Below are 23,421 nucleotides of genomic sequence, written 5' to 3'. Positions count from 1 at the left end.
GACAACCCTAGTCAAAGAGATTGGACTGCAGGATTGTGTAGGCGGTCTGGTGGGCACGATCACGGAGAGCATGCCCCATCCCGACAGGATCGGCGTCGAGCGCCTTGAAGGTAGCTCGCGCTGTGGCTGTCGGAATCGGAGTCAGCATCAGCTCGTTGCCACTGACGGCGGCCTGCGCCGGGTCCATGAATGCCCCGAGGACGGCATCGGTGGTGACAAACCCTTCGAAGCCCCACTCTTCACGCAGCAGGTCCTGCAGCAGCTCAGGGTTACCGCCGGCCCACTTTGGACCCAGGTGGATGAATGAGGACATGGCGCCGCTGGCCCCACCCTCCTTGACCGTGATCTCAAAGGGTTTCAGGTAGATCTCTCGCAGCGCCTGCTCGCTGGTGAACACATTGACACCGGAGCGAGCATTGATCTCCTGATCATTGAGGACAAAGTGCTTCATCGTCGTGGTGATTCCCTGAGCCTCTGCTCCGGCGACCATTGCGGCACCAATCTTGCCTGAAAGAAGCGGATCCTCCGAGTAGTACTCGAAGTTCCTGCCCCCCATGGCGGTACGGTGAATGTTCATCCCCGGTGCATACCAACCCTGGACACCGTAGGCGACGGCCTCCAGCCCGATGGCCTCACCTAGTGCATACGCCAGGGCGTCATTCCAAGTAGCAGCCACAACGACTGCCGTGGGGTATGAAGCCGCGGTGATCTTGGTGAAGAAAGAGTTGAGTCCAGCGGGACCGTCGAGCATCACTGTCGAGGGGATCCCCAGACGAGAGATCTCAGCTGTGCCCCAGGCTCCTCGTGAATGAAGGTTGACCAACTCTGTCGACGTGAACTGATCCAGGTAGAGGTCCCACATGGGGTCGTTGTAGGGGAGGCCCTTGAGGTCTTCAAGAACGATGCCGTTCTGGGCCCCGTAAGTTGGAACCTCACCTTCGGTCGCCTCTACATTTCCGGAAGCAAGCTGCTCCGAGAGCGTCGGCATGGCGGCTAGGAGTTCATCGCTTGCGGTGAAGTTACGCTTGGCTTCGTCGGGGTAGGTCCCCTCCCAGTCTGCCCGTGACAGGTAGGTTAGGTCGCCCTCGACGTAATCAAAGAGATTACCGAGTTCGGTGTCAGTCACCTCGTCGGTCGAGTAAAAGATGGTGTCATCGACCGTGAAGTCAAAGCTCTCAACTGGACGGTGAATATCAGTGGAAACATGAAGCTGGTAGTTGCCTGCGTCGAGGACGTACCGGCCCCCGCCCTCGGTGTCCCAGGATGCCATCTCACGCTTGGGGAAGACGATCTTCAGGGTCTCAGATGCTCCAGGTTCGAGCATGCTGGTCTTGGCGTAACCACCGAGCTCGACCGCGGACTTCTCGATACCGCCCGCAATGTAAGGGGCAGAGTAGTAGACCTCGACGACATCTTTACCGGCTCGTTCACCCCTGTTGGTGACCTGGACAACCACCGCGACACTGTCATCAGAGATCACAGGCTCAGAGGTTTTCCACTCGAAGTCCGTGTAGGACAGTCCGAAGCCAAATGGGAACTGAACAGCTCCCCAGTAGGCGTCATCATCGCCCTCATAGAAGGTCTCGTAGAACCGGTATCCGACATAGATACCCTCTTCGTAGTTAATGAAGCCGCGTTTGGCGTTGTCGTACTGGTAGTTGCCGAGGTTCACGGTCGACGGTGCACTTTCAACGTCATAGGCGTAGGTGCTGGGGAGCCGTCCCGAAGGGTTCACCTCACCGGTGAGGGCCCTCGCCAGGGAAACCGCGCCATAGGGCCCGGGAGTACCCATCCAGATGGCACCCTTGATCTGCGGGTACTCGTCAAGGAAACCGAGCTCCATCTGGTTGCCGGAGTTGACTATGACGACGACATCCTCAAACTCGGCGGTTACGGTGTCAAGGAGAGCGCGCTGGACATCATTGAGTCGCAGGTGTTCAGTTGAGAGATCCTGGACCTCAATGCTGTCGATACCGATCACCACCAGTGCGGTCTCAGCAAACTGTGAAGCATTGGCCATCACTTCAGCGGTGAGGTAACTCGGATCAATCTCATCTCCGCCCCCCTTGGTGAGCATTCCCTTCACGACATCGACGAGGCCGGTTGAGTTGGAAGTCGCAGACTTCGCCCCATTGTCAATCATGGTCTGGTAGAGGTCGGGGTTGTAGTCGATCCCCTCCATCTCGAGGGCTTCATATAGTGAGATGGCTTGGGATTGATCTGCTCCGCCGGAGCCTCCGCCACCGTAACGCAGCTTAAAAGAAGCCATTCCAAAAACGTTCACTGCGCCCTCTTCGAGGGGCAAAATCTGCTCCTCGTTCTTGAGGAGGACGAGGCCCTCATCAGCAATCTGTCGTGAAACTGCCTGTCCATAGACCCGTGCGTCTACGCCGGCTGGTGTCTGAGAGTCAGCATTGATACGGAATAGACGAGAGATGTCGGTGACGTACGGGGTGGCGATCACGACGGCCAGGACACCGATGGCGGCAACTACGCCCCAACCGATTGCTCGGCGGGGACGGTTGATGACCTTTCGGGTAATTCGAGTCTGCCGTTTGTCAGCGCGGCGCGCACTGCGGCTCATTCCCGCTCGGGCCGCTTTTCTCTGCGCCTTCTCGGCGGCTCGAGCCGCCCGGGCAGAAGCCCGGTCTGCAGCCTTGGCCGCCTTCCGGGCGGTCGGGTCCATTGCTGCTAGCTCTGCGGAGCGGACAGCGCGAGCAGCTTTAAGAGTCTCAGCCTCTGCCACCGCAGCTGTCTTAATTTCTTTGCGAGTTGCCATTTGCCTTGCGTTCCTACTTGGTAGTGCCTGTGTTGTCACGGGCGTCTTGAGTTGTGTCCGAGAACCCACTAATGAAGGTTCGCAAGCCGGACCAGGTTGAGCCGTTGAGCATGTCGATTAGTCCATCAAGCGAGGCTTCGCTGAATGCCCCATCCGACAATCGGGGGAGGGCACGAAGTGGCATGTCGAGGACGAAGTTGGTGTTGTTTGCCCACATAGGTTTGCCAATCGCATTGAAGAATCGTTCCGCGAGCTTTACCGAGCCACCGATGGCCCCTGCCAGTCCGCCGCGTCCGACGGTCTGCGCAATGATTGACTCACGGTCGAAAGGTTCTTGGCCCGTCCAGAAAGTTTCGGGGAGCTCGCGGTTCATCAAAACCTCAAACTCCTCGTCTGTGACACCATGAACCTGCCCAGAAATGTAGGCGGGGATCGCCCCGGGGTCTTTGCAGAGGGGAAACTCTTCTCCGGGCACAACGTGATCCGCGCAAAGGCGGATATCTCGAGATGAGGCACCCACTCGGATCTCATAGCACCCTCCGCGGACCTTCCAGTCATCACTGATGACGTCAAAGGCGCTGAAGGCATGTTGGGAGAATGGGATGTTGAGTTCGGCCTGTTCGCCCGGTTCGAGGTGTACCCGGGCAAACCCCACCAGGTGCTGTCGGGCCACAAAATCTTCGTGGTGTTCTGGTGCGGCATAGACCTGGACAGTTTCTGATCCTGCGCTCTTGCCGGTGTTTGATACCGAAACGGTTACCCCATCTTTGTGAACTTCGAGCGAGCCGTAAGTGAACCGGGTGTAGGACAGCCCGTGCCCGAATGGGTATCGAACCTCTTCGCCAACCTTGTCGAAGTAGCGGTAGCCGATAAAGATGCTCTCACTGTGCAGCGATGCGGCTTCGGTCTTGGTGTAGGTGGTCGATGAGGGAACGTCCTCGTACCGAATCGGATAGGTTTCAGCCAGCTTGCCGCTGGGGTTCACCGCGCCGGTGATAACGCGAGCTATCGCGGTTGCGCCACCCTGGCCTGAGAGGTAACCGGCCATGATCGCATCGACGTGATCCGCGAAGGGCAGTTCCATGGGGGAGCCGCCGACGAGGACGACGATGGGCCTGTGCCCCTCGGCGAGGAGTGCGTGGATGAGACGCAGCTGTTCCCGGGGGATACGCATGTGGGGGCGGTCCAGAGCTTCGGCTTCAAGCGACTCATCGAGACCGACAAAGAGGATGATGTTGTCCGCCTCAGAGGCCAGCTGAAGGGCTCTGCGCAGCTTTGCTTTCGATATGCCCCCGTGACGTTTGTAGCCGGGCTCGTAGCCAATAACCTCGAGGCCGGCCTGGGTCAGGGCATCAAGAGGTGAGATCTCTCGGGTGGGGTTCACCCTCGATGAACCTGCGCCCTGAATCCGCAGGAAACCCGCAAAGTCACCGATCACAGCCACCTTGGTTCCGGGCACCAGGGGAAGGCGGTCCTCATTCTTCAGAAGAACAACTCCCTCTTCTGCTGCACGAACGGCCAGCGAATGGTGTCTATCAAAATCAACTTCAACGGGTTCAAACCGGGGATGGTGTGGGTTTGCAGTGGAGGTGAGGTCGATCAGCGTAAGGACCTCTTCCACACGATCATCGAGGAGGTCTTCTGAGAGTTCACCCGCCTTCACTGCCGCGACGATTTCAGCATCCGAAATGCCCCCTGATGCGGGCATCTCCAGGGCATTGCCCGCCTTTATCGCCGCGACTCGATCATTGTTGCCGCCCCAGTCCGTGACGACCAGCCCTTCGAAGCCCCAGCGGCCACGAAGGATGTTCATTAGGAGTTCCTCGTTCTCATTGGCATAGATACCCTCAAGGCGGTTGTAAGAAGACATCACCGTGTGGGGATTACCTTCTTGAACCGCGATGCGGAACCCTTCAAGGTAGGTTTCGTGAAGAGCCCGTTCATCGACCACCTCGTCGATGCTCATGCGGTGCTTTTCCTGACTGTTGACAGCAAAATGCTTTAATGAAGCAGCCACGCCCTCGGACTGAATGCCACGAATCAGGGCGGCAGCAAGCTTGCCTGCTAGAAGGGGATCTTCCGAGAAGTACTCGAAGTTGCGGCCCGCGAGAGGGTTGCGTTTGATGTTGTTCCCCGGACCGAGAAGTACACTGACGCCCTCGGCCTTTGCTTCAGTTCCCAGGGCTTTCCCGATCTCCTCGAGGAGCGCTGGATCCCAGGTGTTCGCCAACATGGAGGCAGTGGGGAAGCAGGTGGCAGGAACCGAGTTGTGTAAGCCGAGGTGGTCGGCAGAACCGCCCTGTTTTCGTAGCCCATGGGGTCCATCGGTCAACATGAATGAAGGGATGCCGAGGCGTTCGATCGCCTTGGTGTTCCAGAAGTTGGCTCCCGACATCAGGGAGGCCTTCTCTTCGAGCGTCATCTGGTCAATGAAGGCCTGGTGGTCCCGTGTCACTTTGCGTCGTCCTTTCGTACTTGGTGTTTCGTGGTTGCTTCCCCTGCCGCAAGATCCGGTGGGTTACTTGACGCCGGTGGAAATGCGATCCGGTATGCAATGAGGATGACAATGAAGGTGATAGTGAACCCCACGACGGTGTCGGTAATGAAGTGGGCTCCCGCGATGATGCGGGTGAACCCGATGAAGATTCCCCAGACAGCACCGATCCACAGGAACAGTCCCGAGTACTTTTCCAGATTGGTTCGAAGGGGAACGAGGACGGTGAGGAGTATCAGGTTGGCTGCGTTAGCGGTGTGTCCAGAGGGGAACGACTTGAACTCTTCTGAGGCGATTCCGGACTCGACCAAACCTGCCTTCTCAGGTGTACCGGGATCCCACCAGGAGTGAAAACCGACAGCATCCGTCTCAGCAAGGAAACGCATGCGTGGGCGCTCCCAACCGATCTTGACAATGTTGACAAGGATGAGTTCCACCAGCGGAACGATGAACAGAATGAGGGCGACCCGGACGACCACCTTGCGGTCGGTATTGTCGGTGACCTTGAGTATTCCCAGCGTGGTCGCAACCACAATTGCTGCGCCGATGATCAGCACGATGATGATGGGCCAGGCGAGGTATCTGGTGGGGAGGTAAATAATGGATCCCGCACCGAGGACGTAGAGGAGGCACCCACCAACTGCCTGGCCGATGCCCGCTGCTTTTCTCTCACGGTTTCGGTAGACAATGAGAAGAGTTCCTGAGGTTAGCAGTGCCATTCCCAATGGAAGTTCACCAAAGGCCGCCCCGAAGATCCCGACGACATTGGTGGGGTTGTAGAGCTCTAGAGAAACCGGGTAGTCCCACAGGCTCCCGGCTACCATCAGGGCGACAAGCACCCCGGCCAGAATGAACGCATTGCGCGATGTAATTAGTGGAACTCCCGGTCGCCAGTTGGCTTGTCTACCAGTCGTGGGCGTGTTGCTTCCTTGCACAGTGGCACCTTTCAAATGTCCGATTTAAGACACGAGGAGGGCGTTTGTCTTCTATTTCTACCATCTGGTGGAATCTGGACCAGGTCGGCTTCTGGGCAAGTCTTATCCCGGGGAACCCGGAGGGCAAGGACCAGGAAGGACAGGTCTTCACCCATCACGAACTGGCGGCAATATTCGTGGCTCTCTGGGATGGCCTGCAAATGTATGACGCACTATCACCCGGAGACATTGATGTCGCCAGCATTCTCAGGCGGGTTTCCCGTTACCTCTTCAGTACCGCGCCAGGGACATCGACCTCGAACGAAGACTGATACTGGCCGCTCAGGTGCGGTGGTAGACCGCAAACTTCCCGCCAGGACCATCAACGACGGTTACCGGAGTGCGGAAAACCGAGCTCAACACGTCGTCGCGAATGATCTCCTCAGGTGTGCCTGCGATGGCGATCTTGCCATCATCCATTGCAACAATGTAGTCGCTGTAGGCTGCCGCAAAGTTAATATCGTGGAGGACGATGACGACGGTTCTTCCCAGTTCGTCTGCGGCCCGGCGCAGCTGCGTCATCATCTGGACGGAGTGCTGAGCATCAAGGTTGTTGAGAGGCTCATCAAGAAGTAAGTATTCGGTGTCCTGAGCCAGCACCATCGCCACGTAGGCCCGTTGCCGCTGCCCTCCGGAGAGCTGATCCAAGAACCTCTGTTCGAGGTCGGTCATATCCAGAAAGTCGATGGCTTGCGAGATTGCGTCCTCGTCCGCTTCGGTAAGACGCCCCCCACTATGCGGGTAGCGACCAAAGCCAACCAGTTGGCGCACGGTGAGCCGGGTGACAAAGTGGTTCTCCTGCCGCAGAATTGATACCTTCCGCGCCACGTCCCTCGCAGGAGCAGTGTTTACATCCAGTCCCCCGATCGTGATGGAACCGGAGGTGGGGGTCATCAGTCGGCCCATCATCGTCAGAAGGGTCGACTTGCCAGCCCCGTTCGGGCCGACCAGGGCAATCACGCCGCCGGCTGGAAGCTCGAGGCTCACCGGGCCGATCTGGACATCCTTGGAGTACCGCTTGGTGACGCTATCAATAGTGATCACAGCCGACCTCGCTTCATGAGGAAGCCGAGGAAGACCACGCCTCCGACCAGCTCGACGATAATCATCACGGCGTCCACCATCGGGAAAACATGTTTCAACATCAGGTAGGCCGCGCCGAGGACAACGATCCCCACCAGCCAAGCCACCGGGAGGATCCGACGGTGGTCATGAGTATCTGTGACGAGATAGGCGAGGGTCGCCACAAGGAAGCCGAGGAATGTCATCGGTCCGACCAGGGAGGTCGACACCGCCATGAGAACAGCCACCAGGGTCAGCATCAACATGGTTTGGCGCCGATGGTTCAGACCGAGATTCGCCGAAACCTCGGGGCCCAGGGCCAGGACATTGAGGCGTCGGCCCAGCAGCCAAACCCCACCGCCAGCAATCAGGCAAATCGGGAGGGCGAGGGGCAGCAGTTCCGTTTCCGCGGAGCCAATGTTGGCGAAGAGACGGGCCCGTAGGACATCAAACTCATTGGGATCGAGCATGCGTTGCATGAAAGTAGAGAGGGCCCCCAGACCAGTCCCGATGACGATTCCAACCAGAAGCATGATGTGCAGGTTGCCGAGGCGACCCGAAAGTAGCCAGGAGTAGAGCAGAACCGCAAAACCAACCATCACGGTCGACTGGATGAGGAACTGCGTAGTGCTACTGAGGCCCACAAGTGAACTGGCCCCCATGAAGTAGACGATGCCGGTTTGAACGAGGACGAACAGCGACTCAAAGCCCATTATCGAGGGTGTGATAAGCCGGTTGTTGGTGACGGTCTGAAACGTCACGGTCGCAACCGCCTGCGCGAAGGTCACCGTCAGAATCACCACCACGGCACTCACCCTCATGCTGGTGACACGCCACCACTTGTCGGTGAAAGGCGTGAAGCTGTTGCCCCAGGTGAGGATCAGAAAGCAGACCACCACGGACGCAATTATCAGCCCTCCCAGGATTAGACCGTAGCGAGCCCGGTGTGAAGCCGACACAAAAGCCCCGACCGCTCGGCTCTGCTGCCTCGCCGTAGCGACTGTGTCATGACCGAGCGTAACCGGCCTCATGGGTACATGAAGATTGACCCCGCTTGCGGCTCGGATGGGAGCACTAGTGGGCACCGCCCCTCCTCGCCCTCAGGAGCATGGCAATGAAGACGACGGATCCCACTACTCCGAGCACCAGGGAGACAGGTACTTCGAAGGGCATGATGATGACGCGCCCGATCAGATCACAGATAACCACGATCCAGATACCGGTGAGGAACACCCAGGGAATGTTTGTGCGCAGGTTATCGCCGCGAACCTGAGAGACCAGGTTGGGGACGATGAGGCCGAGGAAGGGAAGGACCCCAACAACAACGGTGACCACGCCGGTAGTGATTGATACGAGCCCGACGCCGAGAAGGACAATCCGCTCGTAGTTGAGGCCGACGTTAGTTGCCACTTCCTTCCCGAGCCCCACGACGGTGAAACGGTCGGCAAGGAGGACGACAGCGGCGCAGGTGAGGAGAACGATCCACAGGGGTTCATAGCGTCCGACCTCGATGCCCGTGAACCTGCCCGCGAACCAAGCTCCCAGGGTCTGCAGCAGATTGAACCGAATCGCAATGAAGGTGGAGATGGCGCTGACCACGGCACCGAACATGATCCCGACGATGGGAACGATCAGGGAGGACTTCAACTTAACGGTGCGCAGGAAAGCAAAAAAGATCATGGTGCCGATAAACCCGAATGCGATGGCGACACCCATTTTCGTCAGGAGGCCTGCCATGGGGAAGAAGACGTAGACGAGCAGCAGTCCTAGGCCGGCCCACTCGGTCGTGCCCACGGTCGTTGGTTCGACGAAGCGGTTCTGCGTCAGCAGCTGCATGACCAAACCAGCCATGGCCATGGCCGCTCCGGAAAGGACGAGGGCCACCGTGCGGGGGAACCTAGTGATCCATAGAAACTCGCCACCCAGCCCCGACTCTGCAGTCACGTCGGCCACCCCGATATACATCGACAGACCAATGAGTAGAACCGTGAGGACGGTGGCCATCAGGACTGGCGTCCACCTGCGCAGAGCCAAGTGAAAATCACCGACGCGCGAAACAGAAGCCCTCCCGGGCGTGGCTGTCACGTGGCGCCGTATCAGAGTGCTCGTCATGGTTTCCGGTCCGAAGTGAACTTGGGACGGCTACTTCTGAGCCTGGAACGCTGCTGTCAGTCCCTTGAGGACCTCGATGTATGACGGCATATCTTCCGTGAGGTAGAAGTCGGCGGGAAGGATGTAGATGGCCTGGTTTTCGACGGCCGGTACGGTGGAGAGCGCGGTTGATCCGTTGATCAGCTCCAGCGCCGGGGTGCTCTCACCACCCGACGAAACGGCAGCATCACGATCCAAGACGATGAGGAAGTCTGGGCTTGCCTGCGCGATGGCCTCGATGGAGATGTCGTCACCCTGGTGGTTGGTTGTTCCAGCCGTATTGAGAGCCGGGGTGAGTTCGAGGAGTTCGAAGAAGACTGAAGCGCCGCGCCCATCGTTGGGGTTGGAGTAGCGGATCTCGTTGGCGTTGGTTACCAGGCCCATGACGGTCATAGCCGGGTCATAGGCGTCGCGCCCCGCGGCTACGGCTTCATCAAACTGCTCGATGAGGGCGGTGGCCTCATCCTCCTGACAGAAGAGCTGACCGAGAAGTTCGACCTGGGCGGTGGCGTACTCGACCGGGGTGAGGTCGGTGTTGGACATATCGATGAATGCTGCTTCCGGAGCGGCCTGCTTCATCTTGTCGGCATGGTCGTTGTAGCGGTAACCGTTGATAATGAGGGTCGGGTCCGCGACGATGACCTGATCAAAGTTGGGTTCCGCGTGACTCCCGATGTCAAGGATCTCTTCATTCGCAGCCCAGGGGTTGTTCGGGGACATGATGGTGCGAGGGGCGGCACTCGGTACGACTCCCCAGCTGCTGAGGATCCCAAAGGCGCGGTTGTCGGTGACGACAATGCTGTCGGCACTTTCAACAACGACATCGTTTCCCGCCATGTCGGTGACGGTGAGGGGATAGGCGCAGTCGTTAGAAGAAGTCGCGGTAACTGAGCTCTGCGAACTCGGATCCGCCTCTGGGGTCTCTGCCGTACAGCCGGTGAGAGCCAGGGCTGCTGTTGCGGTTACGGCCAGGGCCGGCAGGGCAAAGCGCTTCGAAAGCGACATGCGGGATCTCCTCGATCAAGTCATGCTAGCGGGACCGCATGTCCCATTCGCCAAGTCTAGAAGTTAGGGTTGCCTAACCTCACTTGCCAAGCATAGGGCCCAGATCTATTTAGGTGCAAACACCCTTGCGTAAATGGTTTGCTTTTTTGTCGAATTGCAAGAGTCCGCCCCGCATCATCTCGATACGGGGCGGACTCAGTGCTTTTCTATTTAGGCGATCCTGTTGACCTCGAAGGAGTAGCGGGGATTGACGAATGCCTCCTGCGCCTCAACGAGGAGCAGTTCTGTCGAACCTGCTCTGTATGTTGCTTCAACGAGCTCAAAGATTGAGGCGGCGGTCCGGGCAAGAGCCTCGGCAACACTCCCAGTCTCAACCAGTGTCGAAGCAAACAGTGCAGCGGTGACGTCCCCTGAACCGGAGGGGTGGAAGTCGAGGAGGGGCGTCTGCACCAGCCAGGCACCCTCATCGCTGACCGCGAGCATCTCGATCGTGTTGTCGGGGGCGTCAGGGCGAGCTACCGAGGTGACGAGGACGGTGGTGGGGCCAAGCGCTCGGACTGCGGCGACCGAATCGAGGGTCTCCTCAAGTGTGTGCGGGTCAGTTCCGGTGAGGAACCCCAGTTCGAACTGGTTTGGAGTGATGATGTCAGCCTGGGGGACCACCCGGTCCCGCACCAGTTCCTGCACTTCAGTGGAGACGAAACAGCCCTTGAGGGCGCTTCCCAGTACCGGGTCGCAGGCGTACACAGCTTCTGGGTTACGTTCCTTGGTGAGTTTCACCGAGTCCAGAATGGCGTCGCCGATATCGTTTCCTCCCTGGTAGCCAGAGAGGACCAGAGCCGTGTCGTTGAGACCTCCGCGGGCGTCCACGCCCTCGACAACGTCGCGGACGTTCTGACCCGACATCATGGGTCCCTTCCAGTGGCCGTAGCCGGTGTGATTCGAGAACAGCACGGTGTTGACCGGCATGACCTCGTGTCCCATTCTCTGAAGAGGGAAGACTGCGGCGGAATTGCCAACGTGCCCGTAGGCGACCGCTGACTGGATCGACAAGATTCTCATGGGGTCAATGTTGCACTGAAGACAGGGATGGTGGCAAAGAGCATTTACAGAATGAACACCCGCAGGGAGATGTTTACGCTAACATTGGCATCATGAAGCCGAATGAGCTGCTTGTGAAACTCAATGATGGATCGCTCGATGAAGAGCTGGGGTCGCTCTATGGAAGGCGAGACTCACAGCTGGACGACGCTCGCGCCAGATTCTGTCACCTGGTCGAAACCTATGAGGAGGCGTTCCCCGGAACGGAGGCCACCCTGGTCACGGCGGCGGGACGCACCGAGATGGCTGGCAACCACACGGACCATCAGCACGGGCGCGTCCTGGCGGCCTCGGTATCGATGGACATGATCGCCTGCGCGGGTCGGAACGGGACCAGCGAGATCCGGATCCTTCAGGAGGGGTACCCCCAGTTGGTGCTTGACATCAGCGACCTGGACATTCGTGAGGACGAAGTCGGGAGGTTCCCGGCACTTGTTCGGGGGGTTGCCAAGGGCATCACTGATAGGGGTTACCTGCTCGGAGGCTTCAACGCGGTGGTTGACTCCCAGGTGCTGGCGGGCTCCGGCCTCTCCTCATCGGCGGCCTACGAGGTGCTGATTGGTAACATTCTCAACGCTCTCTACTGCAGCGGAGAAGTGCCTCCTGTCGCACTAGCGCAGATTGGACAGTTTGCAGAGAACGTCTACTTCGGGAAGCCCTCCGGCCTCATGGATCAGATGGCCTGCGCCATCGGGGGTGTCATAAGCATTGATTTCAACGACCCCGCCCACCCCGTAGTCGAACAGATTGACTTCGAGATGGAGGATTCCGGGCACGTCCTCTGCATCATTGACTCCGGTGCCGATCACGCAGATCTAACTGATGACTACACGGCCATCACCCACGACATGGGTGCAGTGGCGCAGTACTTCGATGTCGAGAAGCTGCGGGATGTCGAACCTGCCAGGTTCTGGTCTGAGCTGTCGGGTCTGCGGGAGGCCACCAACGACCGCGCAGTTCTGAGAGCCATCCACTTCTTCGAGGACGATGCTCGGGTCCCCGAACTAGCTGAGTCACTGACGCGAGGTGACTTCAAGCGCTTCTTGCGCTTAGTCAAGGACTCGGGAACCTCGTCCGCACGCCATCTGCAAAACATCTACTCGGACTCAACTCCTCAGGACCAGGCGGTCGGACTGACGATCGCGCTGGCGGAACACCTCCTGGGATCAGCGGGGGCCGTACGGGTCCATGGTGGTGGTTTTGCGGGAACGGTTCAGGCCTATGTTCCCGAGGACGAAGCCGCTGATTTCAAGCGGGGGATTGAAGCGGTTTTGGGACCGGATATGTGCCACATCCTGCAGGTTCGTCCCGTCGGAGGAGCAGTGATTGGGCGAGGGCAATAACCTCCGCTTTGAGCGGAAGCTCCGCAAACGTTCCCTGGCTTCATAACCTCAGGAATAGACTCGAGGAATGGAACAACCTGCCGTTACCTCGAACTCAGTCGTCCTCCCCATGGGAGCTGAGGACATGACCGAAGTCGTTCGCCAGATGCGCGAAAACTTCACTCGAATGATAATGGAGTACCAGTTTGCCGTCGACGAGGTACTCACAAAGGTCAACATCCTTCGGCAGGAGTTCACCCACCTGCAGCGCTACAACCCCATTGAGCATGTCTCCTCACGGGTCAAGAGCCCGGAGAGCATCGTGGGCAAAATGCGCTCACGGGGGGTTGCGCCGAGCATCAACGCGATAAGGGAGAACATCCACGACATCGCAGGGGTCCGCATCACCTGCAGCTTCATCGCTGACACCTACAGGATGCTTGAGGCTCTGACCTCACAGGATGATGTCACAGTGATCCAGATCAAGGACTACATAGCGCACCCCAAGCCCAATGGTTACAAGAGCCTGCACGCGATCATCGACATTCCGGTGTTTCTTTCAACCGGCCCCATTCGCATACCGGTTGAAGTACAGATCCGCACAGTCGCCATGGACTTCTGGGCAACATTGGAGCACAAAATCTTCTACAAGTACGAGGGCGCGGTTCCAGACCACCTGGTCGAAGAACTCACTCAAGCTGCTCAGGCTGCAGAAAACCTCGACCTGCGGATGGAACAGCTGCACCGAGAAGTGCACGGCAACTCCAACGGTGAGGATGATGCCCAGACACAACTCTTCGATGAAGCCCTTCTTAGAGAACTCTGGCAGGGAGCAAAGAGAATGCGCAGAGGGTAGAGACGCCATTTCGCTGTCTGTATGAACCCCGAAATGAGGAGTGGGATCCCCTCGCTCCTCGGCCTAGGCTTGCCGCATGGCAACTATTGAGAGTGCGCTCCACGACCTCGAAAAACTCGTTGAGCGGGCCTCCACCTTCGACTTCGGTGTCCCGGCCCCACGACCAGGTACCGCTGTGCGAGACTCAGCAGTTCTCATCCTCTTCGGCGTCCTCGACACCACACCGGCCGCAGCCCCGAGCCCAGCACCCCACGAACTAGATCTTCTCCTACTGCGCCGTTCTGGTTCACTCAGCCACCACCCTGGTCAGATCGCATTCCCGGGGGGAGGACGAGATCTCGAAGACGCCAACCCCATCGCTACCGCTCTCCGAGAAGCCCGAGAAGAGACCGGGCTCCCAGAAGGTGGAGTCACCGTAATCGGTGAACTCTCCAGCGTCCACCTCATCAACAGCGGTAACCTCGTCACCCCCGTCCTCGGTTGGTGGAACGAAAAGCACCCCCTGATTCCAGACGGGGTAGAGACAGTCGATGTCTACAGGGTGCCGGTGGGAGAGCTCCTGAGCCCAGATGCGCGTGGATCTTCCGTTCTCAGATACGGAGGACAGACAGTAACCGGCCCCCTCTTCGTCCTCGGCCCACAATTTGACAACCAGATTGTCTGGGGCTTCACCGCGATGATCCTCGATCGCCTATTTGAAGAGATGGGCTGGACGGTGCCCTGGGATACCGGGCGAACCATTGACCTCACAGCTCGCGTTTTGGGTCGGGCATGAGCGAAACTTCACCGCTCAAAGGCCATTCGATACGTCGAAGCAACCGGCTAGTCAAGATCTATTTCAAGGTTGGTCACAGGCGGTGGAGCAAAAGACCTCCCCATTAGGCTAACCCCATGCCTCAGCTGGAAAACGTTCTGAAGGACAACGCCAAGTACGTCGCGACCTTCCCGTACTCCCCGGAAATGGGACCGAGAAGCACTCGACATATCGCAGTCCTCACCTGCATGGACTGCAGGCTCGAACCGGGTCCATCAATGGGGATTCAGATTCCCGAGGGAAACGTACTGCGAAATGCCGGAGGGCGAGCTTCTGATGACGCGCTCCGCTCCCTGGTTATCTCAGTTCGACTCCTCGGAGTCCGGGAGATCTTCGTCGTACATCACTCTGACTGCGGCATGTTCAAATACAGCGATCAGGGAATCGTCGACCTCCTCACGTCCGCCGACCCATCGTTCGCCGAGGAAGCGGCCGCCATCAGTTGGCAGACCATCGATGATGAGGTCGAATCGGTCAGGGAAGACGTGAGGACCATCCGTGACTACGCCCTCATACCCAACTCCATTCCCGTCCACGGACTAATCCTCGACCCCAAAAGTGGCAAGCTCACAGTCATTGAAGATGGCTACTCCAAAACCTGATTGCTAGACTGCCGCTGTCAAGCAGTGACAACCCCTCCGGGACGGCCCGAAGGGAAAGTTTCCCGCGGGGACGACCTTGCAGATAGTGATAGTCGATGCTTCGATTTGGTCGTCTAGTCGTAACCGTTCTCGCAGTGGTGGGGCTCCAGCTTCTTCACCCGAACCCGGCAGAGATGCCGCTTGCGGGCTCAATCCTGCTTTTCACTGCGCTTGTTGCCACCATCCTCCTGGCTTCCTTTGGTGTCCTCACCGAAGCTAACGCGCTTGCGAGGCGCTTTGGTGAACCATATGGATCCCTGGTTCTAACGCTCTCCGTGGTGATTATCGAGGTCGTGATGATCTCGGCTGTGCTCCTGGGACCCAGCCCGGCACCGACGATTGCTCGTGACTCGATCTTCTCGGTCATGATGATCATCTTCAACCTGGTGGTGGGAACCGCACTGGTCGTGGGGTACCGCCGAAATGGACCCCAGTCCTACAACCCTGTCGGAACCCGGATCTACCTGGTCCTAATTGTGGTTTTGGCCGGGTGGACATTCCTTGGCCCCCTGGTGTTCCGCCCCTATACGGCGTCGTTTCCGAGTGCTGCTGCGCTGATCACGGCGGTGGTGGTGGGTTTTGGTTACGGGGTCTTCCTGTTTCTCCAGATGGGCAGGTGGAGGAGGTTGTTTGAGGACGAACCCTCGGGACGGGTTAAACCTCGGGTAGTCGGGCCCACCCAGTCAATACTCCAGCGGATCGGGGACTCGGTTCCCGTCAGGTTCGGACTGCTCATCGCACTGCTCGTACTGATCACGCTTCTCTCCGAACACCTTGCTGTCCTCATAGATTTCGGTGTGCAGGGCCTGGGGCTTCCCGTTGCATTCGGGGGGATTGTCATAGCCGCCATCGTGTTTACCCCGGAGACCCTCACCGCGATCAAGGCGGCCGCGTCAAATGAGATGCAGCGCGTGGTCAACCTCTGCCTCGGAGCTTTTGTCTCAACCGTGGGGCTTTCGGTTCCCTCCGTCCTGGTTATCGGAGCCGTGACCGGAAGGGAAGTCACCTTCGGTCTCGCCCCGGTAGATGTTGCACTCCTTGTGGCAACGGTCGCGTTGCTGGTGGTCACCTACACGAGGCGTCGAACGTCAGTGCAGGCCGGTCTTGCCCACCTGGGTCTTTTTGCACTCTTCATCGCAGCGGTCTTCGCCTTCTAGACAGGGGATAGGCTCGGGGGGAAAGTTTTGGGCTTGCTGGTGAAGATGAAAGAGAGCTATTTGTGAACTGGGTTGAACACGCCATCTGGTGGCACGTCTACCCCCTTGGATTTGTCGGAGCCCCCATCAGGGACGTCAACTTAGTCGAGGACGCTTCCCCGCGTTTACGCCAGCTTGTCAACTGGCTTGATTACGCCGTTGAGCTCGGGGTTTCCGGTCTGCTCCTCGGACCGATCTTCGCATCTTCAACCCACGGGTACGACAGCTTGAACCAGTTCCAGATTGATCCGCGCCTCGGCACCCTTGAGGACTTCGACTACCTGGTGGCGGCCTGCCGTTCACGCGGCCTTCGCATTCTCCTTGACGGGGTCTTTAGCCACGTTGGTTCAGACCATCCTGAGCTTCGCCAGGTACTCGAGGCCGGAGCCAGCTCGGCAAAGTCTGACCTGTTTGACATTGACTGGGACGCCACCGGTGGTCCGAAGCTCCGCGTGTTTGAGGGCCACGGGGCGCTGGTGCGACTTAACCACGCGAGTGTTGCGACCAGGTACTACGTCAGTGATGTTATGCGGTACTGGCTGGAACGGGGAGTTGATGGGTGGCGGCTCGATGCTGCGTACTCTGTGGCTCCCTGGTTCTGGGCGCAGGTTATTCCACCGCTACGTGATGAGTTTCCGGAAGCCTGGTTCCTAGGGGAGGTGATCCACGGTGACTACACGGCTTTTGTGGAAGAGTCGAAGATCGACTCCGTGACGCAGTATGAGCTGTGGAAGGCCATTTGGTCCAGCCTGCTGGACCAAAACCTCTTCGAGTTGGAGTGGAGCCTCCGAAGGCACAATGACTTCCTGAGCCACTTCGTTCCCAACACCTTTGTGGGTAACCACGATGTAAGTCGTATTGCCTCGACCCTCGGCCTCGATCGAGCCGTGATCGCGTTTGCGATACTGATGACGGTCGGTGGTATCCCCTCGATTTACTATGGCGATGAGCAGGGATTCACCGGGATCAAAGAGCAGACCGCAACCGGGGATGATGCGGTTCGGCCCCCTATGCCGCTGAACCCGAGCGATCTCTTGCCCTTCGGCCAGCCGGTACTGAGGCAGTACCGCGAACTCGTTGCCCTTCGTCGGCGCCACTCGTGGTTGGTGACAGCCAAGACTGAAACCGTCCTCGTCGAGAACAGGCGCCTAATCTACAAGACCACGGAACCTGATGGCTCACGGTTCATTCGTACCGAGATCGATCTTGAGGGGTTGCAGAAGGTTCGCATTTCGGATGGGAACGGGGAGGAGCTTTGGAGCTGGAGCGAGGGTAGCCAGTAGGTAGTTTCTCGATTCCCAGCTTCACCGCAGCAACTACTATGTCTTTGGTTCGACAGTACGAGGCGCAGGGAGTGACATTGACCAGGGGTGAAAAGACCGGGGTGAAGCCCCCCGCGGTTACTTCTCGAGCTGCTATTCCCAACGCGCGCCGCATTGTAATCAAGGTCGGTTCCTCCTCGCTGACCAGACCCGATGGGCACCTCGACCTCATTCGGGTTCGGGAGCTGTCCGAAGCCATTGCGGTGTGCCGAACCAGAGGTCAGGAGGTTGTTCTGGTCTCCTCGGGCGCCCAGGCTGCCGCCATGGGACCCCTTGGGCTCAAGCAAAAACCCCGAACCCTTTCGGGGGCGCAAGCTGCCGCCAGTGTCGGACAGGGACTGCTTATCGCCGAGTACACCCGCCAGTTCGCCGAGTTGGGTTACACCGTGGGACAGGTTCTCCTCACCGCCGAGGATGTCCTGCGTAAGACCAACTATAAGAATGCCCGTCGAGCCCTGGACGAACTGCTTAGGCTCGGTGTTGTGCCCATCGTCAATGAGAATGACACTGTGGCAACGGACGAGATCCGGTTTGGTGACAATGATCGTCTCGCTGCGCTAACAGCACATCTTATCCATGCTGATGTCCTTGTGCTCCTCACGGATGTTGACGCGCTCTATGACAGGAACCCACGACTTCCAGATGCCAAGAAGATAGATGTGATCCACAGCTTCACCGAGGCGGAGCAACTGGATGTTGGCAGCCGTGGTTCTGCCTTTGGCACAGGGGGGATGGTGACCAAGATTCAGGCGGCCGCGATTGCCATGTCTTCGGGGGTGCCGGTTCTACTTACTTCAGCCGCTAGTGTTCATGAGGCGCTGCGGGGTGAGGACGTGGGCACTTGGTTTGAGACCACGGCGACCCGGCTTCCCGCGCGCCAGTTGTGGCTGGCTTACGCCGCGGATATTAAGGGGCGCATCTACGTTGATGAAGGAGCAGCCCGGGCAGTGACCGACCGGAACGCATCCCTCCTGCCTGCCGGTGTCCTCGGTTCAGAGGGGAACTTCAGGGTCGGGGATGCGGTTGAGATCGCAACTGAGGACGGGACGGTCATTGCGCGGGGGACCGCTGGGTTCTCAGCCCCACGCATTCCCCAGATAGCGGGCCTCTCGATGAACGAGGTGGAGCAGATCCTCGAGGAACGCTATGCCCACGAAGTGGTTCACCGTGATGAGCTGGTCGTCATGGCACGACACCGCAGGACTCGCTGAAAGTCCACGTTCTGGCCCGGCTAGCGCGGGTGGGCACTGCGGCTTAGGTTGGTCCCATGACCACTGTGAACAATGCCGTCAACTCCCAGTCCGCTCCCGATGCTCTCGAGTTAGCCGTCCTCGACATTGCTGCGCGAGCAAAAGTGGCAGCCCGGACCCTGGCCCAGGCCTCCACGCAAACTAAGGATCGCGCGCTGGAAGCGATAGCAGCCGCACTGGTTGCTAATCAGGACTTGATTCTGCGGGCGAACGCCCGAGATATGGATCGGGAAAGGGCCGCGGGACTATCAGAGGGACTGCTTGACCGCCTCCTTCTGACACCGGAGCGTCTTGATGGGATAGCGGACGCCCTCCGCGATCTGGCTGCACTTCGTGACCCCATTGGTGATGTTATTCGTGGTTACACACTTCCGAACGGAATGCGCGTGCGTCAGGTCAGGGTTCCCATGGGTGTCGTCGGGATGATCTATGAGGCCCGACCGAATGTCACCGTTGATGCAGCAGGTATCGGCCTGAAAAGTGGCAACGCGGTGGTGCTCCGTGGCGGAAGCGCAGCTCTGGAGAGCAACACGGCACTGGTCTCTGTCATCTCTGAAACCCTGGTTGAACAGGGACTTCCTGCCGATCTGGTCCAGTCGATTGACGCCTATGGACGTGAGGGGTCGGTAGTTCTAATGCGGGCCCGGGGCCTGGTTGATGTTCTCGTTCCTCGCGGTGGTGCGGGTTTGATTCAGACCGTGGTGCGTGAGTCTCTCGTACCCGTCATTGAGACGGGGGTGGGAAACTGTCACGTTTACGTCGACTCTCGGGTGGACGAGGACGAGGCGCTAGGAATAGTGATGAACTCGAAGACTCACAGGGTCTCGGTGTGCAACGCAGCCGAGTCGATCCTGGTCCACAGGGAGGTGGCGTACAGCTTCCTCGCGAAGCTTCTGCCCCGGCTCAGTCAAGCAGGGGTCGTCATCCACGGAGATGCAGATGTGGTGGCGCGCGCTCCCGAAGGGGTTGAGGTTGCGCTGGCCAACGATGGAGACTGGGGGACCGAGTACCTTGCGCTAGAGGTCTCAATTAGGGTGGTCGATAGTCTTGACCAGGCGCTGCAGCACATCCAGAAGTGGTCTTCGGGACACACCGACGCGATCTGTACTTCTTCACTGCAGTCCAGTGAGAGGTTCATTGCTGAGGTCGACTCTGCGGTGGTTAACGTCAACGCCTCCACCAGGTTCACTGATGGAGGCGAGTTCGGACTGGGCGCTGAGATTGGGATTTCTACCCAGAAGCTTCATGCGCGCGGTCCGATGGGACTGGCCGAGTTGACGACAACCAAGTGGATCGTGGTTGGCGACGGCCACGTCCGCTAACGGTAGATAACCTCGAAGGTTTCAACCACGACCTTGTCGGTGGGGTTGTCGGCATCCCACTCGGTCTTGACATCAGTGTCAGAGACCAGAGCCACGGGCATGCCGTCACCATCACAGATGATGGACATATCGCCCGGCGCGGGTAGAGCCAAACCCTCTCTGGTGAAGTCAACCAGGGGGGTGGTCAGCGTGGTGGTTTTGCCACTGAGGACCGACTGTGCCATGTGGGTGGCGTCCTCACGATTGTCAGAAAACTGGAAGACGGGAGGAATAAGTCCGGCCTGAGTCTGCTCGCCGAACAGAGCGCTGTCCGAATGGACCTCGATCTCATCAACCGCACCAGCCCAGAACTCGTTTACAGCCTTTATGTTTGGCTCAAGAGCCTCGTATGCTTTGTTCATGGCCCATAGTTTACGGAAAACGGGTCGCACTCGTCGCAATGTACAAGGAACGCCAATGATTACAGCAAAAATGCCCCAAACAGATGTCGTAGCGTCCCGTGTCATATCGGGTCAGATGCGCATCTCCGACAAGTCAGACGCAGAGATTCGAGAACTCTACGATGCGGCCCGCGCAGGTGGAATCGATTTCTTCGATCACGCAGACATCTACGGATCCGCCTGGCACCAGTGTGAAACCCGCTTCGCAGAGGCCCTCAATCTGTCCGGTGAGGAACGCGAAGAGATCATCCTCCAGACGAAGTGCGGCATTGTCCGCGATGAAGGTTACTTCGACTTCTCCTACGAACACATCATGAAACAGGTCGAGGGCTCTCTCGCAGCTCTCAAGACCGACTACATTGACTTCCTACTCCTTCACCGTCCCGATGCCCTGGTAGAGCCCGCTGAGGTTGCCCGTGCATTTGACGAGTTGTATGAGAGCGGGAAGGTTCGTTACTTCGGCGTTTCAAACCACACGCCGCGTCAGATCGACTTCTTGAAGACTGCAGTGACCAGGCCCCTGGTGGTGAACCAGCTTCAGCTGTCAATCACGAACTCACCCATCATTGCCCAGGGCGTCGCCTCAAACATGATCGGTTCCCCCCAGTCTGTCGTCATTGACGGCGGAGGAATCCTTGATTACTGCCGGGTGAATGGAATTACCGTCCAAGCCTGGTCGCCCTATCAGGCCGGGTTCTTCGACGGGGTCTTCCTCGATAACCCGGGCTACCCGGAGCTCAACCGGGTCATAGATCGGCTGGCTGAGAAGTATGGTGTCTCTCCCGAGGCCATTGCTGCCTCGTGGATCACTCGCCATCCCGCCAAGATGCAGGTCGTCCTCGGCACCACCAACCCGGGGCGCGTGTCCTCGATCGCAGATGGAATCGTCGAACTGACGCGTCCTGAATGGTACGAGCTGTTCCGCGCGGCGGACCATATTGTTCCCTGAATCGTAATCTCGCTCCAAAATACCCCGGGGGGCGTATGCTTGAGACGAGGACGTCATCGAATGAGCGGCGTCCTCGTTCACGCGTACATCATTAAGGGAGAGAATGCGCATGGCCAACATAGTGGTGTTGGGCGCCGGCGTTTCAGGGCACACAGCAGCCTTGCATTTGCGTCGCATACTTGGCAAGGAACACAGCGTAACGGTTGTTACGCCAAATCGGGACTGGAACTGGATTCCATCAAACATCTGGGTTGGTGTTGGAACAATGCCTCAGCAGAAGGTCTTGTTTCCGCTTGCCCCGATATACAAGAAAAAGGGCATCAACCTGGTGCAAGCCAAGGCCACCCAGATTTGGCCGAACGGTGGTGATGGCGTCGATAGTGGATTCGTCGAGGTTGAGAGCACGCTGCCCGGGCAAGAAGGACGCAGGGCGCGCATCCCTTACGATTATCTGATCAATGCAACAGGGCCCAAGCTGCGCTTTGAAGCGACGCCGGGCCTCGGCCCGGATCAGGGTGAGACTGTTTCGGTGTGCACCGCCGACCATGCTGTACATGCGGCAAGGGAGTTGGACGCGCTGATTGAGCGTGCCAGAGCGGGTCAGAAGCAGGTTGCGGTGGTCGGAACGGGTCATGGCACATGCACCTGTGAGGGCGCTGCTTTCGAGTATGTTTTCAACGTCGACGATCGACTTCGTAGAGCCGGAGTTCGCGACATGGTTAGGCTAGTCTTCCTCACAAATGAGGCGGAACTTGGAGACTTTGGCGTTGATGGCATGACCTTCGTCGACCGGGGTTTTGAGACCTCTTCTGAACTGTGGACAGGGTCGCTGTTCAGGGAGCGCAACGTCGAAGCCATCCTTGGAACCGCGGTCGAACAGATTGCCGATGGCGTCATCACGTATGAGACGCTCGATGGTGAGAAGCACAAGCTGTCATTTGATTTCGCGATGCTGCTTCCCCCGTTCGGTGGGGTCCCACTCAAGGCCTTCGATGCTGACGGCACGGATATCTCTGAAAAGATGTTTGCCCCGTCCGGATTCATGAAGGTTGACGCCGACTACACGCCGAAGCCTTACGAGGAGTGGCGAGCCGCGGACTGGCCCAAGACCTATGAGGCCCCGTTGTTCCCCAACGTGTTTGCAGTTGGTATTGCGTTTGCTCCACCCCACCAGATCTCGCGCCCTCGGACCACTCCAAACGGGACCATGATCGCACCTGCTCCGCCGAGGACGGGAATGCCTTCGGGCGTCATGGGCAAGGCTGTTGCGCAGACGATCGCTAAGCGAATCAAGGACCCCAATGCGACTGCAGTATCTGCTTCCATGGCAAACATGGGGGCCGCGTGTGTCGCGTCCGCAGGTACGGGAATGACCCAGGGTTCTGCGGCTGCGATGACAATGATGCCGGTCGTACCTGACTACGTGAAGTACCCGACGGGTCGCGACATCAAAGACACCCGCGGAGACATTGGATTGTCCGGGCACTGGGTGAAGCTGATGTTGCACTACCTATTCATCTACAAGGCGAAGGCTAACCCCTTCTGGTTCTTGATTCCGGAGTGATTGAGATGACAAGTGAGAAGGCGGAAACAATGTCGGAGTCGACTACTACTGACAAGTACGTTGGGGGACCAGTCGCAGACCTTGCAGCTGCACCCCTACCAACCGACGCAACCTTGCGGGCAAGGAAGTCTTTGATCCCGCAGTTTGTGAAGTTTGTTGGGTTTGATCTGACGATCATG

General features: G+C 58.5%; 20 protein-coding genes. 11 read left to right on the top strand and 9 right to left on the bottom strand.

Going from position 1 to position 23,421, the window contains the following annotated elements; translation table 11 throughout:
* Positions 1 to 7: 7 nt before the first annotated feature.
* From CS903_RS02950 to CS903_RS02940, 3 genes are read right to left on the bottom strand one after another with little or no spacing between them, the layout of a single operon-like run.
* Complete coding sequence (locus tag CS903_RS02950; protein WP_099332058.1) at positions 8 to 2,779, bottom strand: glycoside hydrolase family 3 protein; 2,772 nt, start codon at positions 2,777 to 2,779, stop codon at positions 8 to 10.
* A gap of 13 nt (positions 2,780 to 2,792) precedes the next feature.
* On the bottom strand, positions 2,793 to 5,234 hold the full coding sequence (locus tag CS903_RS02945) for a glycoside hydrolase family 3 C-terminal domain-containing protein (RefSeq protein WP_207203731.1): 2,442 nt from the start codon (positions 5,232 to 5,234) through the stop codon (positions 2,793 to 2,795).
* On the bottom strand, positions 5,231 to 6,208 hold the full coding sequence (locus tag CS903_RS02940) for a phosphatase PAP2 family protein (protein ID WP_099332057.1): 978 nt from the start codon (positions 6,206 to 6,208) through the stop codon (positions 5,231 to 5,233). Before CS903_RS02940 ends, CS903_RS02945 begins: the two co-directional genes overlap by 4 nt.
* A gap of 44 nt (positions 6,209 to 6,252) precedes the next feature.
* Here CS903_RS02940 and CS903_RS02935 point away from each other — a divergent pair, with 44 nt between their 5' ends.
* Positions 6,253 to 6,519 (top strand): hypothetical protein, encoded by a 267-nt coding sequence (locus CS903_RS02935; protein ID WP_099332056.1) that lies wholly within the window; start codon positions 6,253 to 6,255, stop codon positions 6,517 to 6,519.
* Between the two features lie 10 nt (positions 6,520 to 6,529).
* Here CS903_RS02935 and CS903_RS02930 read toward each other — a convergent pair whose 3' ends face one another.
* From CS903_RS02930 to pdxY, 5 genes are all read right to left on the bottom strand, one after another.
* Positions 6,530 to 7,291, bottom strand: a complete 762-nt coding sequence (locus tag CS903_RS02930; protein ID WP_099332055.1) for an iron ABC transporter ATP-binding protein — start codon at positions 7,289 to 7,291, stop codon at positions 6,530 to 6,532.
* Positions 7,288 to 8,394: an iron chelate uptake ABC transporter family permease subunit gene (locus tag CS903_RS02925; protein ID WP_242491725.1), complete on the bottom strand. Its 1,107-nt coding sequence runs from the start codon at positions 8,392 to 8,394 to the stop codon at positions 7,288 to 7,290. The genes CS903_RS02930 and CS903_RS02925 overlap by 4 nt, the downstream gene beginning before the upstream one ends.
* A complete protein-coding gene (locus tag CS903_RS02920; RefSeq protein ID WP_099332054.1) occupies positions 8,384 to 9,421 on the bottom strand; it encodes an ABC transporter permease in 1,038 nt (345 codons plus the stop codon). The genes CS903_RS02925 and CS903_RS02920 overlap by 11 nt, the downstream gene beginning before the upstream one ends.
* 30 nt (positions 9,422 to 9,451) lie before the next feature.
* A complete protein-coding gene (locus CS903_RS02915) occupies positions 9,452 to 10,465 on the bottom strand; it encodes an ABC transporter substrate-binding protein (protein ID WP_099332053.1) in 1,014 nt (337 codons plus the stop codon).
* 210 nt (positions 10,466 to 10,675) lie between these two features.
* A complete protein-coding gene (gene pdxY / locus CS903_RS02910; protein WP_099332052.1) occupies positions 10,676 to 11,527 on the bottom strand; it encodes a pyridoxal kinase PdxY in 852 nt (283 codons plus the stop codon).
* A gap of 92 nt (positions 11,528 to 11,619) precedes the next feature.
* Between pdxY and CS903_RS02905 the strand changes: the two genes are divergently transcribed.
* From CS903_RS02905 to CS903_RS02870, 8 genes are all read left to right on the top strand, one after another.
* Entirely contained in the window at positions 11,620 to 12,909 is a 1,290-nt protein-coding gene (locus CS903_RS02905; RefSeq protein WP_099332051.1) for a galactokinase, read from the top strand.
* A gap of 67 nt (positions 12,910 to 12,976) precedes the next feature.
* On the top strand, positions 12,977 to 13,744 hold the full coding sequence (locus tag CS903_RS02900) for a GTP pyrophosphokinase (protein ID WP_099332050.1): 768 nt from the start codon (positions 12,977 to 12,979) through the stop codon (positions 13,742 to 13,744).
* 76 nt (positions 13,745 to 13,820) lie between these two features.
* On the top strand, positions 13,821 to 14,519 hold the full coding sequence (locus CS903_RS02895) for an NUDIX hydrolase (protein WP_099332049.1): 699 nt from the start codon (positions 13,821 to 13,823) through the stop codon (positions 14,517 to 14,519).
* A 116-nt stretch (positions 14,520 to 14,635) separates the two neighbouring features.
* On the top strand, positions 14,636 to 15,160 hold the full coding sequence (locus tag CS903_RS02890; protein WP_099332048.1) for a beta-class carbonic anhydrase: 525 nt from the start codon (positions 14,636 to 14,638) through the stop codon (positions 15,158 to 15,160).
* 95 nt (positions 15,161 to 15,255) lie between these two features.
* Complete coding sequence (locus CS903_RS02885; protein ID WP_099332047.1) at positions 15,256 to 16,356, top strand: calcium:cation antiporter; 1,101 nt, start codon at positions 15,256 to 15,258, stop codon at positions 16,354 to 16,356.
* Between the two features lie 62 nt (positions 16,357 to 16,418).
* Positions 16,419 to 17,678: an alpha-amylase family protein gene (locus CS903_RS02880; protein WP_099332046.1), complete on the top strand. Its 1,260-nt coding sequence runs from the start codon at positions 16,419 to 16,421 to the stop codon at positions 17,676 to 17,678.
* A 38-nt stretch (positions 17,679 to 17,716) separates the two neighbouring features.
* Positions 17,717 to 18,928, top strand: a complete 1,212-nt coding sequence (gene proB / locus CS903_RS02875) for a glutamate 5-kinase (RefSeq protein ID WP_099332045.1) — start codon at positions 17,717 to 17,719, stop codon at positions 18,926 to 18,928.
* A 56-nt stretch (positions 18,929 to 18,984) separates the two neighbouring features.
* Positions 18,985 to 20,289, top strand: coding sequence for a glutamate-5-semialdehyde dehydrogenase (locus CS903_RS02870; RefSeq protein WP_099332044.1), 1,305 nt, complete (start codon positions 18,985 to 18,987; stop codon positions 20,287 to 20,289).
* Here CS903_RS02870 and CS903_RS02865 read toward each other — a convergent pair.
* On the bottom strand, positions 20,286 to 20,690 hold the full coding sequence (locus CS903_RS02865) for an ASCH domain-containing protein (protein WP_099332043.1): 405 nt from the start codon (positions 20,688 to 20,690) through the stop codon (positions 20,286 to 20,288). The two genes, CS903_RS02870 and CS903_RS02865, sit on opposite strands and share 4 nt — an antisense overlap.
* 55 nt (positions 20,691 to 20,745) lie before the next feature.
* Here CS903_RS02865 and CS903_RS02860 point away from each other — a divergent pair, with 55 nt between their 5' ends.
* Together CS903_RS02860 and CS903_RS02855 are read left to right on the top strand one after the other, a co-directional pair.
* Positions 20,746 to 21,678: an aldo/keto reductase gene (locus tag CS903_RS02860; RefSeq protein WP_099332042.1), complete on the top strand. Its 933-nt coding sequence runs from the start codon at positions 20,746 to 20,748 to the stop codon at positions 21,676 to 21,678.
* A gap of 103 nt (positions 21,679 to 21,781) precedes the next feature.
* Positions 21,782 to 23,242, top strand: a complete 1,461-nt coding sequence (locus CS903_RS02855; RefSeq protein WP_306345667.1) for an NAD(P)/FAD-dependent oxidoreductase — start codon at positions 21,782 to 21,784, stop codon at positions 23,240 to 23,242.
* Positions 23,243 to 23,421 lie beyond the last annotated feature (179 nt).

The sequence above is a fragment of the Actinomyces minihominis genome (assembly GCF_900187855.1).
Lineage (GTDB): Bacteria > Actinomycetota > Actinomycetes > Actinomycetales > Actinomycetaceae > Scrofimicrobium > Scrofimicrobium minihominis.
Note: the sequence above shows the minus strand (reverse complement) of the source record. Positions and strands in the feature narration are given on the sequence as shown.

Excerpts from the sequence above, each read along its gene's own strand:
- CS903_RS02915 (WP_099332053.1), bottom strand. The coding sequence starts at position 10,465 with ATGTCGCTTTCGAAGCGCTTTGCCCTGCCGGCCCTGGCCGTAACCGCA.
- pdxY (WP_099332052.1), bottom strand. The coding sequence starts at position 11,527 with ATGAGAATCTTGTCGATCCAGTCAGCGGTCGCCTACGGGCACGTTGGC.
- CS903_RS02890 (WP_099332048.1), top strand. The coding sequence starts at position 14,636 with ATGCCTCAGCTGGAAAACGTTCTGAAGGACAACGCCAAGTACGTCGCG.
- CS903_RS02855 (WP_306345667.1), top strand. The coding sequence starts at position 21,782 with ATGCGCATGGCCAACATAGTGGTGTTGGGCGCCGGCGTTTCAGGGCAC.
- CS903_RS02870 (WP_099332044.1), top strand. The coding sequence starts at position 18,985 with ATGACCACTGTGAACAATGCCGTCAACTCCCAGTCCGCTCCCGATGCT.
- CS903_RS02905 (WP_099332051.1), top strand. The coding sequence starts at position 11,620 with ATGAAGCCGAATGAGCTGCTTGTGAAACTCAATGATGGATCGCTCGAT.
- CS903_RS02860 (WP_099332042.1), top strand. The coding sequence starts at position 20,746 with ATGATTACAGCAAAAATGCCCCAAACAGATGTCGTAGCGTCCCGTGTC.
- CS903_RS02920 (WP_099332054.1), bottom strand. The coding sequence starts at position 9,421 with ATGACGAGCACTCTGATACGGCGCCACGTGACAGCCACGCCCGGGAGG.
- CS903_RS02885 (WP_099332047.1), top strand. The coding sequence starts at position 15,256 with ATGCTTCGATTTGGTCGTCTAGTCGTAACCGTTCTCGCAGTGGTGGGG.
- CS903_RS02895 (WP_099332049.1), top strand. The coding sequence starts at position 13,821 with ATGGCAACTATTGAGAGTGCGCTCCACGACCTCGAAAAACTCGTTGAG.
- CS903_RS02950 (WP_099332058.1), bottom strand. The coding sequence starts at position 2,779 with ATGGCAACTCGCAAAGAAATTAAGACAGCTGCGGTGGCAGAGGCTGAG.
- CS903_RS02865 (WP_099332043.1), bottom strand. The coding sequence starts at position 20,690 with ATGAACAAAGCATACGAGGCTCTTGAGCCAAACATAAAGGCTGTAAAC.
- CS903_RS02900 (WP_099332050.1), top strand. The coding sequence starts at position 12,977 with ATGGAACAACCTGCCGTTACCTCGAACTCAGTCGTCCTCCCCATGGGA.
- proB (WP_099332045.1), top strand. The coding sequence starts at position 17,717 with ATGTCTTTGGTTCGACAGTACGAGGCGCAGGGAGTGACATTGACCAGG.